This is a genomic window from Flavobacterium sp. PLA-1-15, assembly GCF_049060005.1.
GTDB lineage: Bacteria > Bacteroidota > Bacteroidia > Flavobacteriales > Flavobacteriaceae > Flavobacterium.
The window spans coordinates 72478-88474 of record NZ_JBMGQS010000010.1; the positions used below are offsets into that span (position 1 = coordinate 72478).

A 15997-nucleotide genomic window follows, 5' to 3' on the forward strand; every position below is an offset into this window, starting at 1 on the left:
ATATAGAAAGCTTTTTAATTGTAGTAGAACTGTAGATATTGTATGAAATTTTAAAGGAAATTATGAAATTATTTCCAATATGTAAATGGATTTTTGCTGAGGTAGGCATTGTAATAACGCTCATCATTGGTCACTTCTTCACCCAGCCATTCCGGTTTTTCGAAAGCTTCATTTTCTGAAGAAAGTTCTATTTCGGCAATGACTAAACCTTCGTTTTCACCGTAAAATTCATCGACTTCATAAGTATGATTTCCAACTTTTATTTCAAATCTGGTTTTATCGATGGCGCCTTTTTCGCTCAAGGCTAATAAAGCGCTGGCTTCATCAACCGGAATTTCATTTTCCCATTCAAATCGCGACATACCGCTTTCATTTCCTTTGCCTTTAATGGTTAAGAAGCCTTTGTCATTTGCAATTCTAACACGAACTGTTCGCTCAGGATCAGAATTTAGATATCCTTGCGAGATTTTTTTTTCGGCGGAAGCCTGAGTTTTAAAAGCTTTTGATGTAACTAAAAACTTACGTTCGATTTCAATCATTTCTAAGTCTGATAAATTTTATGGGCAAGTTAATAATTTTATTAGCTTGGATTTGTATTTTTACAGAAATCGCTATTAAAATGAAGTTTTTAAAATCAAAATCCAAGCCGACCATAACGGAATTCATCGCCGCTAATTTTAATGAAAGGGAAGAATGGCGTCAAAGAGAAGATAACCTTGAGCTATTCGTACAACTTATTCATTTTATAAGGCCTCTGAAAACCAATAAAGTAGCAACGGTCGATTTGTCCGAATTGATTTTGTTTCTGCAAGTCAATAAAACGTACAGCCAAAACCTCTCTACTTATATAAAAGAAGTTCTAGATAACAAGAAGTTCCATAAAATTTTATCAGACGCGGCCATCCTCCAAGATGTCGACTTTATTTTCGAGGTAAAAAAACGAATTTTCGCTAAGATTTTACCCAATCAGCCACAAAAAGATACGGTTGAATATGTGTTGAACCAGGTTTTTTATAAGGCAACCGATATCATCTGGGTGAAGAAAATTCCCTTTGAGCAATTGGAAGCGATTTATGCTGTTCTAGAATTTAATTCTCTTTATCAAACCGCCGAACCTATTTCGCCACTTTCAGAATTGATGATTTCGATGACTTTGATTACGCAAAGAATAAGCGGTCGTGCGATGGAAACCGATGTCATCAAAATGGTTCCAGAATTTGATGGTTATGAAAGCCCGTTTACCGCTTTTGAAAAGGAACTTTTAGAAATTGAAGAACGCATTAAAATTGGTCCAATCTATTCGGTTTCTCCGGATGATTTGTCATATAAACAATTACAGGTTTTGCACAAGCAATGTGAAGATTTTGTAGAGAAAGCCTTCAGTAATACGTCCAAATACGGAATTTCACTTCGCGTAAATCAAAATCTTTTAAGGATCCGTCAACAGTTGGAACGATTGAAAGTGTTGCTTCCGCTTTTGGTTGTCGAAAATAAAAAGGATGAGAAAGAAAACAGTATTTTATTGGCTTTGGAACTCATCAAATACAATTGCTATAAAAACAATGTAAGAAAATTTATCAACGAAAGCACCCAATTGATTTCGTATGAAATTACACAGCACACCGCCAAAACAGGCGAACATTACATCACCGAAAGCCGAAAGGAATATTTCAAGATGTTTTTGGCCGCACTCGGTGGTGGTTTGATTGTAGGAGTGCTTTGCATCATCAAGGTATTGCTCGGAAAAATTGAAACGAGTTATTTTGGTCATGCATTTCTGTACAGTATGAACTATTCGTTTGGGTTCATCGCCATTTACATATTGGGATTTACACTTGCAACCAAGCAACCTGCAATGACGGCCACTGCATTAGTTAGGGCATTGGAAGAAGGCAACAAAAAACAGGGCACTAAAACTGAGAAATACAGCGCTTTTGCAGTTCTTTTTGCAAGGGTTTTTCGCTCACAATTCATAGCATTCGTGGGGAATGTGATTATGGCTTTCCCAGTTTCGCTTTTGGGAATTTGGCTCATCGATTATGCTTTTGATTATAATATTGCCGCTTCGAAATGGGAGAAGCTTATCACCGATATCAGTCCGATACATTCCGCAGCCATTTTCCACGCTGCGATTGCAGGTGTCTTCTTATTCTTGTCGGGAATTATCTCGGGAAGTGTCGCCAATAGGGACAAACATGGTCAGGTATATTTCAGGATCCAGGAACATCCTTTCTTGAAACGAACGTTAGGCAAGAAACGAACATTAAAGCTTGCTAATTTGTATGAAAAAAGATGGGCCGGCATTATTTCCAATTTCTGGTTTGGAGTTTTTATGGGAAGCACCGCCATCATCGGATTATTTTTAGGACTTAATTTGGATATCCGACACATTACCTTTGTCAGTGGAAATCTCGCACTCGGACTGTATGGTGCCAATCATATCGTCAGCAACAGTATGCTTTTCTGGGGGATTTTCGGTATAGGAGTCATCGGATTGGTGAACTTTTTAGTGAGTTTCAGTTTGTCGTTAGGATTGGCTTTCCGTTCCAGAGATATTTCAATTTTTGAGCTTCGCTTTGTTACGAGCGCCATCTGGAACCACTTTAAAAGAAAACCGATGAGTTTCTTCTTTCCGACTGAAAAGAAACAAAAGACAACCGTAGAGGAAAATTACCTTCACCACGAAGAATAACAAGTTTAAAGATGTATCCGTTTAACACCGACAGGAAAATTATTCATGTAGATATGGATGCTTTTTATGCGTCTGTAGAACAAATGGATAATCCTGAACTTCGCGGAAAACCCGTAGCGGTTGGCGGAAGCGAAATCCGTGGCGTGGTTTCGGCGGCGAGTTATGAGGCACGAAAATTCGGTGTGAGAAGTGCCATCAGCGGCGTTCTGGCCAAGAAATATTGTCCTCATATTATTTTTGTACGTCCCAGATTCGAGCGTTACAAGGAAATTTCAAGACAGATCCACAAGATTTTCCGGGATTATACGGATATGGTCGAACCGCTTTCGCTCGATGAAGCCTATCTCGATGTGACCCAAAACAAAAAAGGAAATCCAAGTGCCACTTTGATTGCCCAGGAAATCCGGAAAAGGATTTTCTATGAAGTCGGATTGACGGCTTCTGCAGGAATATCAGTCAATAAATTCATAGCCAAAGTCGCATCGGATATCAACAAACCTAATGGACAAAAAACTGTAAATCCTGATGAAATATTAGACTTTTTGGAAGAACTTCCCATCAAGAAATTCTATGGAGTTGGAAAAGTTACCACCGAAAAAATGTATCAGCTCGGGATTTTTAAAGGTGCTGATTTAAAGGCAAAATCGCAGGAATATTTGGAGAAACATTTCGGGAAGTCGGGAACATATTATTATCATGTGGTTCGTGGCATCCATAACAGCGAGGTCAAGGCCGAACGTATTGCAAAATCAGTAGCAACTGAGCATACATTTGACGAAAACATTTCGTCGGAGATTTTTATGATGGAAAAACTCGAAGCCATTGCCGAACAGCTCGAAAAGCGATTGAAAAGACACAACGTTGCCGGAAAAACCGTAACCCTAAAGATAAAATACAGCGATTTCACACAGCAAACCAGAAGCAAGACTTTGCCTTATTTTATAGCTGATAAATCGCTCCTGCTCGAAACGGCAAAAGAATTGTTGTATCAGGAACGCATGAAAGATTCCGTCAGGCTGTTAGGCATTTCGTTGAATAACCTAAATACGGAACAAAAGAAAACCGTTGCCGTTCAATTGAAATTTGACTTTTAAGCAAGTCTAAACAACCGTTAAACTTGTGTTTATTTTCCTTTTAGATGGATTTTAAATCTAACTTTGTTTGAAAGAATATCCTTATTATGAATGATTTCCTTGAATATGAAAAAGCAAAATCCGACTACTTAAACAATTTAAGTGTAAACAGGTTACCTTTGGTTTCGTGGGATTTCTATGGAGCATTCCTTCAAAGCATCAATAAAGATTTCTCAGATTTGAAAGAACTGGAGAGCATGACCGCTTCGCATAACTGGATTGCAGAATTTGATTTTGAAAAAGAACTGCAACAGGAAAATGTAATCGTGGTTACCGATTCCACCTTGAAAATCGTGTTTGCAAGTCATAATCTCAATAAGATGACGGGCTATGAAAGCACCGAAGTAATTGGGAAAACGCCGAAATTTTTCCAAGGCCAAGCCACTTCACAAGAAACCAATGAGGAAATCAGGAAGGCAATCAAAAGCCAGAAGCCGTTCGAAAAAATAATCGTCAATTACCGAAAATCGGGCGAAACCTATGATTGTTTGATAAAAGGTTTTCCCGTCTTCAATAAAAAAGGACAACTCTCCCACTTTATTGCTTTCGAAAGAGTGGCATAAACAGTACTTTTGCCTACTTTCAAATTACAAAGATGAACTACACTGTATTGCCTGGAACTGATGTAAAAATCAGTACGATTTGTTTGGGAACGATGACTTTTGGTCAGCAAAATTCTGAAGCCGATGGACATGCTCAAATTGATTTTGCATTAGACAAGGGCATCAACTTTATAGATACGGCCGAAATGTATGCCGTTCCTGCCCGTGAAAAAACCTACGGAAGCACCGAAGAAATCATCGGAACATGGCTCAAAAAATCTGGAAGGAGAAACGAGATTGTACTGGCTACAAAAATTGCGGGACCTAATCGCGGACTTCCTTACATCCGTGAAGATTTGCAGTTTAATGATACTACCATCCGTCTTTCGGTAGAAAAAAGTTTGAAACGCCTTCAGACGAATTACATCGATTTGTATCAATTTCATTGGCCGGAACGCAATGTAAACTTCTTTGGACAGCGCGGTTTTAAAGTAAAAGATGAAGCTTGGGAAGATAATATTCAACAGGTTTTAGAAACCATTCAGGCATTAATCAACGAAGGAAAAATAAAACACTTCGGGCTTTCAAACGAAACTCCTTGGGGATTGATGCGTTTCTTGGAAGAAAGCAGGAAACATAATCTGCCTAAAATCGTTACGACTCAAAATCCATATTCGCTTTTAAACAGAAGTTTTGAAGTGGGTCTTGCCGAAGTATGCCACCGCGAAAACGTCGGGCTTTTGGCCTATTCTCCTTTGGCATTCGGTGTTTTATCAGGCAAATTTTTAACGGGAGAGCCACAACCAAATGCAAGGATTACATTGTTTTCCAATTTCTCCCGATACAATTCTGAAAATACTAGAAAGGCATCCGCACTATACAATGAAATTGCAAAGGATAATGGTTTGACCTTAACCGAGATGTCGCTTGCCTTTATCAGACAGCAACAATTTGTTTCTAGCACCATAATAGGTGCTACTACTTTGCAACAATTGGAGGAAAATATCAATACTACGAAAGTTACCCTGTCGGATGAAATTCTTTTGGAAATAGAAAAGGTGCAAAGTCTTATTCCAGACCCTGCACCTTAACCGCTAAAAAAGATATTATTTCACTGCCAACTTGGAGGTTGAGCTACCTCCTGCATTATCGGTAACATTCACCATATAAATTCCAGCATCCAATCCGCTGGTATTGATGGCTGTTTCGTTGCTTTGCACTTTGGTATCAACCAATAATTTTCCTGTAACATCATAAATGTTGATGGTTGCAGGAAAATTTACATTCGAAACATACAATACATCTTCGGCTGGATTTGGATGCATCTTAAATTTTTTCAATTCATTATCCGTAACCGAAAGCGGGTTCGTATCCACCAGTTTATACACTACTCCATTATCAGCGGAAGCCACATAGATTTCGCCATTCTGGTCTACGCCAAAAGAAGTGTAACCTCCTCCAGGCATCGTCCCTGAAAACGTCAACGCACCATCTAGCTCCACTTTTCCAATCTTGTTTGAGCAATAATCGGCAAAGAAATACTTGCCTTGCATCGCCGGATAAGTACTCCCTCTATATACATAACCTCCCGTAATAGAGCAGTACGGACTTCCAGATGCAGAGGAATATTCGGCATAAGGAAAAGTCATCGTGTTCATAGGAGCACAACCGCCAGTAGCATAAGGCGCACTTCCTTCATAGCATTTCCAGCCGTAGTTTAGTCCTGCCACAGTGCCGCTTTCCTTGTTTATTTCTTCAACGGCATTTTGTCCTACGTCGGCGATCCACAAATCACCGTTCAGACTGTCAAACGAAAATTTCCAAGGATTTCGCAATCCAATCGCCCAGATTTCATCCGCACCATCAATGCCTACATACGGATTTGAAGAAGGAGAAGTATAAAGCGTTCCCGAATCGACATCAATGCGAAGCATTTTTCCAAGAAGACTGTTTTTGTTCTGTCCGTGACCTTGCGGGTCGCCACCGCTGCCGCCATCGCCCATCCCGATATACAGGTAACCATCAGGACCAAATTTTATAGTTCCTCCGTTATGATTCGAGAAAGGCTGGTTGATGGTCATTAAAATCGTTCCGGTTGTTAAAGCTTGATTGGCATTGTTCGGATTTACGGAATATCGTGCAATTACCGTATTCCCAGCGGTGTTGGTATAATTCACATAGAAGAAACCATTCGTAGCATAATTAGGATGGAAAGCCAATCCCAACAAACCTCTTTCGCCACCGGTACTTATAAGTGTAGAAATGTTTAAAAAAGGAGTTGCGGTAACTGCTCCCGTAGCGCTGACAATTTTGATCTGCCCGCTTTGCTGTACCACAAAAAGTCGGGAATCGCCTGCATTTACAATTTCAACCGGATCAGTAAACCCTGTAGCAAAGGAAGTAAGACCGAGGGTTTGGCCAATCGATAGGTTGAAACAGAAAAATAATAAAGAAAGTAGTGTTGTTTTCATATGATAGAAGTAAGGGGTTTGAGTAAAGTTAGTCAATATAGTTGTCTAAAATTCTTATAGTTACGTTAATTTCTACAAAGGTTCGTCATTCAGTCCGGCTTCAATCTTTTCCTCCACCAATTCCTTCTCTTCTGCATCGGCGGTCATCTTGTCTTCCTCATCTTCGTGCGAAATAAACAGGCAGATACTGATGGGAAAATGGTCGGAATCAATGTGTTCTTCTACTTTCATGTCGACCAACCTGAAATGGCTGCTCACAAAATAGTGGTCTAAAGGCCAGCGAAGGAGTTTGTATTTTGCATGAAAGGTGCTGTACATACCGCGTCCGCGTCTAGGGTCGAGCAACTCGCTCGATTTGAGGAACAGTTTTGTAGTGTAGCTCCAAGCCACGTCGTTCAAATCACCAATTACGAGGCAAGGCTTGTCGTATTCTTTCGCCATCTTGCCAATCATCAAGATCTCGGCATCACGGTCGGTACTGTGCGGATTTTCCTGAGGAACAGGTGGTGTTGGGTGCAAACCATAGATACGAACAATCTGATTGTCAAATTCCACATCGGCAATTATCGAAGGGATTTCTTCGTCAATCAGGTAATTGATTTCCTGGTGCTTTATCGGAAGCTTGCTGTAAAACAATAATCCGTAGGTATTCTCCTGTGGGATTTCAATATGATACGGATAATTTTCGCGAAGCGTTTTCACACCTTCCAACCATTTTTGGTCGGTTTCCAAAAGGAAAACTACATCGGGATTTCGCTTTTCAACCAAGTTCAATAGCTTCTGATAATTCCGATTGTGTTGGTAAATGTTGGCCACCAAAAGGTTCAAACATTGTTTTCCATCGGGCTGTTTCACACGGTCAATCATCGTTTTTCCCAAAGGCGTAAACGGCAGGATCAGATAGCCGAGATACAAAAACGAAACGCCAAGTGAAACCATCAGCACAATATCAAATATGATTTCTGTTTCTGGGAAAAATACAATCCACAAAACAAATACGATTCCTATGATGGTGAATTTTTGCAATCTCGGATAGTCAAACACCCGGAACATCCAGAAATCTTTTTTGATAAAAGGAATAAGTACCGTGAGCAATGCAAGAACCGAAAAAATATAGAGTGTAATCTTAAGAAAAGTCATCTGTGTGTTTTGATGCCTAAAGATAAAGAAAAAAATGGTGCCGTTTGAGCGACACCATTTTTGCAATTATAAATTATCGATAATCCTGTCTTTCGGATATTTCACCCTATAACTGATGCGGATTTTCTTGGTTTCATTAGGTTTCAGATTCAAATCCCAAGTCAATATTCCCGTTTCTGTATTGACTTTCGCACCATCGCTTTCCTTCAATTCAATCTCAATTTCCTTGTCGGAACTCAACGGATATTGGTCTTTCAACAACAATTGCACCGCTTCTTTCTTGTTGTTACGGATGGTAATGTCGTATGTAAAAGTCTGTTCCTTTTTAGAAGAAAGGAATTTTACACCCGATTTGTCCACCACTTTTTCCCGCTTGATGGAGATTTTCTTGTCGCGTCCCATACTCAAATTCAAGGTGTCCGAAGTTTGGTTAGGGTTGATGAATGTCTTGCCTACATACATGCCTTCAAAGATGATATTCGCTTCTCCCTGCAACAAATTGTATTTAGAATAGTCGCTGATTTCTGCCAAAAGAAATGCTTCTTTCTCCACCCTCGGCGCCGCATAATATTTATACGTTGCCGGCAAATTGATTTCCTTCAACGCCACACTATGCGCCTTTCCATTCGATAAAATATCATACGGAATGTCAATATCAAACGAAATATTGAGCTGGTTTTCTTGGATGGTGGTGTAGTTGGAGACGGAAGCTTGAGGATTGGCTTTCTTTTGAGTTCCATAAGCCACAACAACAACCTCATTTAAAGTATTGCTCTTTGCATCATTCAAATAACCATATTCTTGTTCATACCCATACCTCAAAAACCAAGCACTCAAAAGAGGAGCCTGATTGTTCTGATTCGGGTTCCCGCTCGATAACGTAAGCTTCACCTGGTTCCAATCGATACCCGTGTTCTGTACCACTTGCGCCTTATACATCATCTCAATCGGAGCCGATACACTGTTGGCCCTCAAATCATAAAACGGTTTCCAGTTTGCATTGTTCGTCAGATAATTGATGCTGAAATCCACATTTCCAGCCACCTCGTTCATCACCTGAAGCACCAATTTTCCTTTGGAAGTCTTGTCTTCTTTCTGCGTATTGATTTCCAGTTTGTTTTTCAAACGAGAAAGTACAACATTCAGCTTTTTTACCTTCTCTTCCAAAGCATCATACGCATTACTCACTTCCGTTCTTTTAGCCTTGTAATAATCGACCATCTTCATCAATTCTGCCACGCTCAAGCCGGAATTCACGCCGTTCACCTGATGGTTTTTGTCCAATAACTCAATGGTTTTGGCCTCAGAATCTTTCGCATTATTGATTTTCAAAAGCTCTTTTTCAACCAAATTAATGCTGTCGCGCACTTTTTTAATCAGCGGCGAATTCTCATCAATTTCATATTCCGAAATATAATTGTTCGTAAACTGAACCGAAAGAACCGTCACGTTCGATGGCGCTCCAATCTGAACCGTGTTCTCGTTCAAATAATCCGCTACATTTTTAATCACAATTTCACTGGTGCCTTTCGGTAAAACCGCCGATGTGGTCTGCGAAATTTCGGCAGAATTAAAATAAACCGTCGCGCCCTTTACTTTTGCAGTAGTAAAGACAGGTTTTTGGGCATGTATAAATGCCGGAAATAATAGCAATAGAAGAATCTTTTTCATGTTTTTAAGAATTTGTTTTGGTTCAACTTATAGAATGTAATCCCATTTTTTTTACCACATAGAAACATAGTCTACTGCCTAAATAAGAATAGAAATTTCATTTTACAAAGGTCATCATAGCTATGTGAAGCCAAGAATTGGTCTAATCCAGTTCTTTTTTTCCTATGTCTCTATGTGGTTAAATATTTTTATTATTTATAACCAATGGATTCGGTGATTTATTTTGAAAGATAACTCCCATTCCGCCTGCAATTTTCAGCATTCTGAAATCTTTTGGGTCAATCGCAAAGCTGAGTGTCAAGGTGTTTTTTCGAATCGCATTCAAATCAATTTTATAGCTTTTATCCAGATAATAATCGTTGCTCGAAAAGTTGATACTCAGTTCTTTCAGGTTTTTATCAACCGTCAGCGGAACCGAAAAAGCACCCGTTTTTGGGTCAATTTCTACCATTTTCTCAGCTCCCGAAACAAATACCGTGATTTTTGAAAACCGCTTGTCGTCAATTGGTTTTTTAGTTGTGGCATCTATAATTTTTCCTTTCAAAACAAACGAAACCATCTGTTGAGCAGGTTGCTGATAGGCAATTTTCCCCAAAGCAAATGATTCACTCGGTTGCGTCTGTTCTACTTGTGGAGCCGGTTTTTCCTGACCCGCAACATTCGTTGTCAGTAAAACAGAAGCCGCCACTGCCACCGCATATTTCAAACTCGAAACAGGATTGGTAGGTTCCAAAATAGAAAATTCTTCTTCCAATTGTGTCGTTTTTAAACGTGCACAAATAGAACCTCGGTCCTTGGTTTCGGTTATAAATTTCGAAACCTCATAGTTGGATTTGTTGCTGAGGTCAATCACGTTCTTTGCACACGAATCACAAAAGAAACCCGTGTTCGTTTTCTGCATTCCGTCTAAATCAGCATCGCAGGGCGCTTTTATCTCTAATTTGAATGTCTTTTTCATAGCCTAATTTTTTTAAAAGTAAAACGATCTTTTTTATATAGAGCATCAAAAAACAGAAAAGGTTGGGAAGAACGATTATTTTTTTTACATAAGATAAAAAGCAGTGCGCTACTGAAATTGAAATGCCGTTACTGGAATTAAAATGTCGTTACTGGAATTGAAATATCGTTACTGGAACTAAAATCCTGAATAGTAGGACTCAAATGTCGTTACTGGAACTAAAATCCTGAATAGTTGAACTAAAATGTCGTTACTGGAACTAAAATCCTAAATAGTGGAACTAAAATGTCGTTACTGGAACTAAAATCCCGAATAGTAGAACTAAAATGTCGTTACTGGAACTAAAATCCTGAATAGTAGAACTAAAATGTCGTTACTGGAACTAAAATCCTGAATAGTAGGACTCAAATGTCGTTACTGGAACTAAAATCCTGAATAGTAGGACTCAAATGTCGTTACTGGAACTAAAATCCCGAATAGTGGAACTAAAATATCGTTACTGGAACTAAAATCCCGAATAGTGGAACTAAAATATCGTTACTGGAACTAAAATCCTGAACAGTTGAACTAAAATGTCGTTACTGGAACTAAAATCCCGAATAGTTGAACTAAAATATCGTTACTGGAACTAAAATCCTGAATAGTAGAACTAAAATGTCGTTACTGGAACTAAAATCCTGAATAGTGGACCTCCAATACCGTTCTACAAACCAATTCCTCAATATTGATGTCATCCCGGGCGCAGTCGAGGGACAGTAAAGGCTTTCAAGCAAAAAAAAGTTGCAGAAATCAATCCACACCTCTTAGTGTATAGTAAATATTGTAAAGCCTAAAAATCAAACTCATCCAACACATCAACCGAATCAATAACAGTAGAATCGACTTCTTTTATGCGTATAAACGATCGAGCCCTGCCCGAAACATGAACAGGAAACGACTTATAGATGGTATCATCAGCCGTCAAAACCCCTCTTCTCAACATCAAATTCGTCAAATAGTTCTGCATCTTCACCGCACCATCCCTCAAGTTCCCTTCGTCATTGAATTTCCACATAAACCCCTTCGGACGTGGCACAATACTCGCCAAAAACAAACATTCATTCAAGTTCAATTGCGAAGGATGTTTCTGAAAATAAAAGTTCGAAGCCTCGCCAATTCCATAAACGTTTGGTCCCCATTCAATCACATTAAAATACACCTCAAGCATGCGTTCCTTGCTCACAATTCGGTTGTTTTCGAGGATATAAACCAACAGAATTTCTTCCAGCTTTCGCGAAAGCGTCTTCTCCCTTGTCAGGAAAACATTCTTCACAAGTTGCATACTGATGGTACTTCCACCACGGCTGAACCGCTTCGTTTTTATATTTTGAATGATGGATTGCTTGAAGGCCTCCGTTATAAAACCCTTATGCGAAAAGAACGACGGGTCTTCGGTAGTCAACACGCTTTTCCTCAAATAAGGCGAAATATCACTCAACGGCGTATAATTCGGATTGGCATTTCCAACCAAAACACCACGTTGCGCCCGACCATTTTCAATTGCCCGATATACAAATTCTCCGTTCAGTTTGCTCAAATTGGCTTCACCATATTTGGTAATCTTAAACCCATTCTTGTTGAGCTTGCTGTCAAAAACCAAATCATTAGGCTTGTTTTTATTGAATATAAAACTCAAATTGAAATCAAAGTTTCCTTCGGCTTCCATTCCTTCAAAATTCGTAAACAAACCTTCGGGAAGCGACGAAATAAAATCCTGTGCCTTCATCTGCGGAATCACCACTTTCATCTTGTAAATTGTATCCTCCTCGGTATTAAACTCCAAAAACGGATTGAATTTTATCTTGTTCAATTGCACCGTCGAACTGCTGTCCACCGAAACAAAATCTTCCCCAAGAAGCAAACGATAATCAAAACGAGCATCCTTAATCACCACATCTTTCTTGGCAATCTTCGCATGATTTACTTTCAAATTCTTTATAGAAGAGAAACCGTCAATATGCAATTCTCCACCACTCATGTCAATATTTTCCACATTCACACGAATCGAATCAAAGCTCGATTTCAAGTTGAAACGCTCGTCAAAATAAGGAAGTTTAATGGCTCCGGTATCAATATTGGTAAAGGCAATATCGGCCCTTTTGTTTCGTGGGTCGGCAAATCCTTTTATTTTCCAACGCTGTGTAAAAGTATTCGTTTGCACCCGAATGGAAGTTTCGAGTTGCTTATCGGCTAATCGCAATTCATTGAATTTGATATTGGATTTCTTGCCGTTATCGTCCAAACGAAACGCAAGATTCTTCACGTTCATATCCGTCGGAATCAGGTTGAGCCCTTTTGAAATAAGGTTGTAGGCCAATTCAGCATAATCTCTTTTCTCCGAAGTATTAGTCGATAGTGTATCTCTTTTTAGGAAAGCCTCAAAGTTTTTGACATTTCCTTTTTTTACCAATTGTACAAAACCATTGTCCACATGAAGCGTTCCCAATTGGACCTTGCCCACAATAATGTGCCAAAAACTGACACTCGTTTCCATCTTTTGAATACTAAAAAGCGTGTCCTGACCTTTTGGAACCAAGGTGATTTCCTTCATCGAAACACCTGTCAATCCTTGGAAAGTGGCTTCTTTTACAGAAAATTTACTGTCGTAATCGGTTTCCAATTTAGTAGAAATCTTTTCAATCGCCTTGTCTAAAATGGTATTTCTGAAAGCAAAAAATAAAAGGATTAACAGCACAAGAAAAATTCCGATACCTATTACAACTCTTATTATTTTTTGTTTTCTAGTTCTCATTGGGGTATGTTAGGGGTATTCGTTCTCGCAAATATAATTTATAAATAGAAAAACAGTAACTAAATAAGCAGAATTAACAAAGGCTTTACTATCCAAATAATTCTCCAACCACATCTTCAATCTTCGAAACCAGACGAATTTTTATAAACGTATTTTTCAACGTAATCTTATTGTATTTCGAAACAAAAATCGTTGAAAAACCTAATTTCTCTGCTTCCTGAATCCTCTGGTCCACACGATTTACGGGTCGGATTTCGCCCGAAAGTCCAACTTCTCCCGCAAAACAGAAGTCTTTTCCAACAGGAATATCTTCATTGGAAGAAAGGATTGCAGCCACAACGGCCAAATCAATCGCAGGATCATCAACAGAAATTCCTCCAGTAATGTTGAGGAAAACGTCCTTGGCTCCTAATCTAAAACCGGCTCTTTTCTCCAAAACAGCCAGAATCATATTCAGCCTTTTGGCATTGTAACCCGTCGTACTTCGTTGAGGCGTTCCATAAACGGCCGTGCTCACCAACGCTTGGATTTCAATCATAATCGGTCGCATGCCTTCCATTGTAGTAGCAATTGCAGTTCCTGAAAGTTCTTCTTCCTTATGTGAAATCAAGATTTCTGATGGATTTGAAACTTCTCTCAAACCCGAACCTTGCATTTCATAAATTCCAAGTTCGGCAGTAGAGCCAAAACGGTTTTTCAAGGAACGAAGGATTCTATAAATGTGGTTTCGATCACCTTCAAATTGAAGTACCGTATCGACCATGTGTTCCAAAATCTTCGGACCAGCAATATTTCCGTCTTTGGTGATATGACCAATCAGAATGACCGGAATATTGGTTTCTTTTGCAAATTTTATAAGTTCAGCGGTGGTTTCCCTGATTTGGGAAATGCTTCCTGCTGAAGATTCTATATAATCCGTATGGAGTGTTTGAATAGAATCAATGATGACAATTTCAGGTTCGATGGCTTCAATCTGTTTGAAGATGTTTTGCGTCTTGGTTTCAGTAAGAATGTAGCAATTATCACTCAGCGGATTGATTCTCTCGGCACGCATTTTTATCTGTTTCTGGCTTTCTTCGCCCGAAACATATAAAGTTTTGTAAGGTAATTTTAAAGAAATTTGCAACAGCAACGTACTCTTCCCGATACCTGGTTCTCCGCCCAAAAGAATCAAAGATCCCGGAACGATGCCGCCACCCAGAACACGGTTCAATTCACCATCACGAGTGTCCAATCGAATTTCTTCGGCACTGTCAATCTCGTGAATCTTTAAGGGTTTTGTAACGCGTTTTGAGTCTGGAGAAGTAATTGCTTTCCAGTCTTTCTTGTCTTCTTTTTGGATAATTTCTTCAACAATTGTGTTCCATTCCTTGCAGGCGTTGCATTGGCCTTGCCATTTGGAATATTGAGTGCCACAATTCTGACAGAAAAAGGCCGTTTTTACTTTTGACATATATTATTTCGTCTTCATTTCATCTGCCTTTTCAAGCATAAAATCTTTGGTCAGATCGCCAATTTCATCTTGCATATAGGCATTCATGTAGGCTTTGGACGCTTTTTTAGTATCGCCTGTTTTTTCATAAAACATCCCCAAGTGGTAGTTGCTCAACATAGCCTTCGGGTAGCTTTTTTTCGAAAGTGCAGACAACTGCTGAAATTCTGCGAAAGCATTATTTTTTAAAATCGCGGCTTCAATAGCTTGAAAGTCGGAAACTCGTATTGGCATTTTTATACCAAAAGATTTTTCAATCAAATCATATTTTTTGGTCAGATAACCCACGTAGTCGCTAGGAAGCGTGACGATTTTCTCTTGGAACTCTGTATTTGAAATCGGTTGGTAGGCACCAAATAAATGATACAAAGCATTTGGAATTGAATGCACCACTAACGAATAATGAGAAGCATTTTTAAATTCATCCAGAAGGTAATATAGATTCGGATTCTTAACTGTTTTGATATTGGCATCCAAATCTTTTATACGCTTCTGCATTTTCTTCAAGTCGCCATCGGCAACCGATTGATAATAGAAAAGAGGTTTTTTGGTCAATCCCAAACGTGCAGGGATTCTCGTTTCCATATCTACTCCCAATTCTGGACTTAACGAAATGTAGGCATCAAAAATAGGGTTGTCTTTGTATAAAAATAAATTCAAATAACTCGCAGTTACATCATGTCCTGCAATAATTTTGAAAGGGGCTACACGGTATTTTTTTTCCAATGCAGGAATAAGCTCAGAACCGATAAACTCAAAAAACTTGGCTCCTTTTTCTATCGGAAGACCAGATTCTACTTCAACATCTGTATCATATTCCCTTTCCTTTCCTTGGTGTATTCCAACGATGATCACTTCCGGTAAGTCGTCCCAATAATTCCCGTAAGATAAAGTTCCACTGAATGGATCAAAAAGATAATCACCATCCAACAAAACAAGAAGCGGATATTTTTTATCCTTATTCTTATTATAGGAAGCAGGAAGAGAAAATGAAAATACACGGTCTTCATTCATTTTTGCAGAATGAATAGTGTCAATGCTTTTTTGAGAAAATGCAGGAAAACAAAAGATTAGGGCGAGAAACAGATAAAGATTTTTCATACTCAA

12 protein-coding genes are annotated in these 15997 nt (G+C 39.0%); 4 read left to right on the forward strand and 8 right to left on the reverse strand.

Annotation, left to right across the window (positions count from 1 at the left end; all coding sequences use genetic code 11):
• Nucleotides 1–68: 68 nt before the first annotated feature.
• Complete coding sequence (locus ACI6PS_RS08255; protein WP_421012082.1) at nucleotides 69–539, reverse strand: CYTH domain-containing protein; 471 nt, start codon at nucleotides 537–539, stop codon at nucleotides 69–71.
• A gap of 80 nt (nucleotides 540–619) precedes the next feature.
• Between ACI6PS_RS08255 and ACI6PS_RS08260 the strand changes: the two genes are divergently transcribed.
• From ACI6PS_RS08260 to ACI6PS_RS08275, 4 genes are all read left to right on the forward strand, one after another.
• Nucleotides 620–2692 (forward strand): recombinase, encoded by a 2073-nt coding sequence (locus ACI6PS_RS08260; RefSeq protein WP_421012083.1) that lies wholly within the window; start codon nucleotides 620–622, stop codon nucleotides 2690–2692.
• 11 nt (nucleotides 2693–2703) lie between these two features.
• Nucleotides 2704–3786, forward strand: coding sequence for a DNA polymerase IV (dinB, locus tag ACI6PS_RS08265; RefSeq protein WP_421012084.1), 1083 nt, complete (start codon nucleotides 2704–2706; stop codon nucleotides 3784–3786).
• An 86-nt stretch (nucleotides 3787–3872) separates the two neighbouring features.
• The gene (locus ACI6PS_RS08270; protein WP_421012085.1) at nucleotides 3873–4388 is read left to right on the forward strand and encodes a PAS domain-containing protein; all 516 of its coding nucleotides are present in this window, start codon (nucleotides 3873–3875) and stop codon (nucleotides 4386–4388) included.
• Nucleotides 4389–4420: 32 nt separating this feature from the next.
• Entirely contained in the window at nucleotides 4421–5458 is a 1038-nt protein-coding gene (locus ACI6PS_RS08275; RefSeq protein WP_421012086.1) for an NADP(H)-dependent aldo-keto reductase, read from the forward strand.
• A gap of 15 nt (nucleotides 5459–5473) precedes the next feature.
• On the opposite strand, the gene ACI6PS_RS08280 is transcribed toward ACI6PS_RS08275, so the two are convergent.
• The 7 genes from ACI6PS_RS08280 to ACI6PS_RS08310 all read right to left on the reverse strand — a co-directional run bounded on the left by ACI6PS_RS08280 (nucleotide 5474) and on the right by ACI6PS_RS08310 (nucleotide 15991).
• Complete coding sequence (locus tag ACI6PS_RS08280; RefSeq protein WP_421012087.1) at nucleotides 5474–6838, reverse strand: PQQ-dependent sugar dehydrogenase; 1365 nt, start codon at nucleotides 6836–6838, stop codon at nucleotides 5474–5476.
• Nucleotides 6839–6910: 72 nt separating this feature from the next.
• Nucleotides 6911–7978: an endonuclease/exonuclease/phosphatase family protein gene (locus ACI6PS_RS08285; protein ID WP_421012088.1), complete on the reverse strand. Its 1068-nt coding sequence runs from the start codon at nucleotides 7976–7978 to the stop codon at nucleotides 6911–6913.
• Between the two features lie 66 nt (nucleotides 7979–8044).
• On the reverse strand, nucleotides 8045–9649 hold the full coding sequence (locus tag ACI6PS_RS08290) for a DUF4139 domain-containing protein (protein WP_421012089.1): 1605 nt from the start codon (nucleotides 9647–9649) through the stop codon (nucleotides 8045–8047).
• 178 nt (nucleotides 9650–9827) lie between these two features.
• Entirely contained in the window at nucleotides 9828–10607 is a 780-nt protein-coding gene (locus tag ACI6PS_RS08295; protein ID WP_421012090.1) for a hypothetical protein, read from the reverse strand.
• 829 nt (nucleotides 10608–11436) lie between these two features.
• Nucleotides 11437–13398 (reverse strand): transglycosylase domain-containing protein, encoded by a 1962-nt coding sequence (locus ACI6PS_RS08300; protein ID WP_421012091.1) that lies wholly within the window; start codon nucleotides 13396–13398, stop codon nucleotides 11437–11439.
• An 88-nt stretch (nucleotides 13399–13486) separates the two neighbouring features.
• Nucleotides 13487–14851 (reverse strand): DNA repair protein RadA, encoded by a 1365-nt coding sequence (radA, locus tag ACI6PS_RS08305; RefSeq protein ID WP_421012092.1) that lies wholly within the window; start codon nucleotides 14849–14851, stop codon nucleotides 13487–13489.
• 3 nt (nucleotides 14852–14854) lie between these two features.
• On the reverse strand, nucleotides 14855–15991 hold the full coding sequence (locus ACI6PS_RS08310) for an alpha/beta hydrolase (RefSeq protein WP_421012093.1): 1137 nt from the start codon (nucleotides 15989–15991) through the stop codon (nucleotides 14855–14857).
• Between the last annotated feature and the right edge of the window lie 6 nt (nucleotides 15992–15997).

Bases quoted from the DNA above. Each gene is read 5' to 3' on its own strand.
- ACI6PS_RS08255 (WP_421012082.1), bottom strand. From the start codon at position 539: ATGATTGAAATCGAACGTAAGTTTTTAGTTACATCAAAAGCTTTTAAA.
- dinB (WP_421012084.1), top strand. From the start codon at position 2,704: ATGTATCCGTTTAACACCGACAGGAAAATTATTCATGTAGATATGGAT.
- radA (WP_421012092.1), bottom strand. From the start codon at position 14,851: ATGTCAAAAGTAAAAACGGCCTTTTTCTGTCAGAATTGTGGCACTCAA.
- ACI6PS_RS08270 (WP_421012085.1), top strand. From the start codon at position 3,873: ATGAATGATTTCCTTGAATATGAAAAAGCAAAATCCGACTACTTAAAC.
- ACI6PS_RS08310 (WP_421012093.1), bottom strand. From the start codon at position 15,991: ATGAAAAATCTTTATCTGTTTCTCGCCCTAATCTTTTGTTTTCCTGCA.
- ACI6PS_RS08300 (WP_421012091.1), bottom strand. From the start codon at position 13,398: ATGAGAACTAGAAAACAAAAAATAATAAGAGTTGTAATAGGTATCGGA.
- ACI6PS_RS08295 (WP_421012090.1), bottom strand. From the start codon at position 10,607: ATGAAAAAGACATTCAAATTAGAGATAAAAGCGCCCTGCGATGCTGAT.
- ACI6PS_RS08260 (WP_421012083.1), top strand. From the start codon at position 620: ATGAAGTTTTTAAAATCAAAATCCAAGCCGACCATAACGGAATTCATC.
- ACI6PS_RS08290 (WP_421012089.1), bottom strand. From the start codon at position 9,649: ATGAAAAAGATTCTTCTATTGCTATTATTTCCGGCATTTATACATGCC.
- ACI6PS_RS08285 (WP_421012088.1), bottom strand. From the start codon at position 7,978: ATGACTTTTCTTAAGATTACACTCTATATTTTTTCGGTTCTTGCATTG.
- ACI6PS_RS08280 (WP_421012087.1), bottom strand. From the start codon at position 6,838: ATGAAAACAACACTACTTTCTTTATTATTTTTCTGTTTCAACCTATCG.
- ACI6PS_RS08275 (WP_421012086.1), top strand. From the start codon at position 4,421: ATGAACTACACTGTATTGCCTGGAACTGATGTAAAAATCAGTACGATT.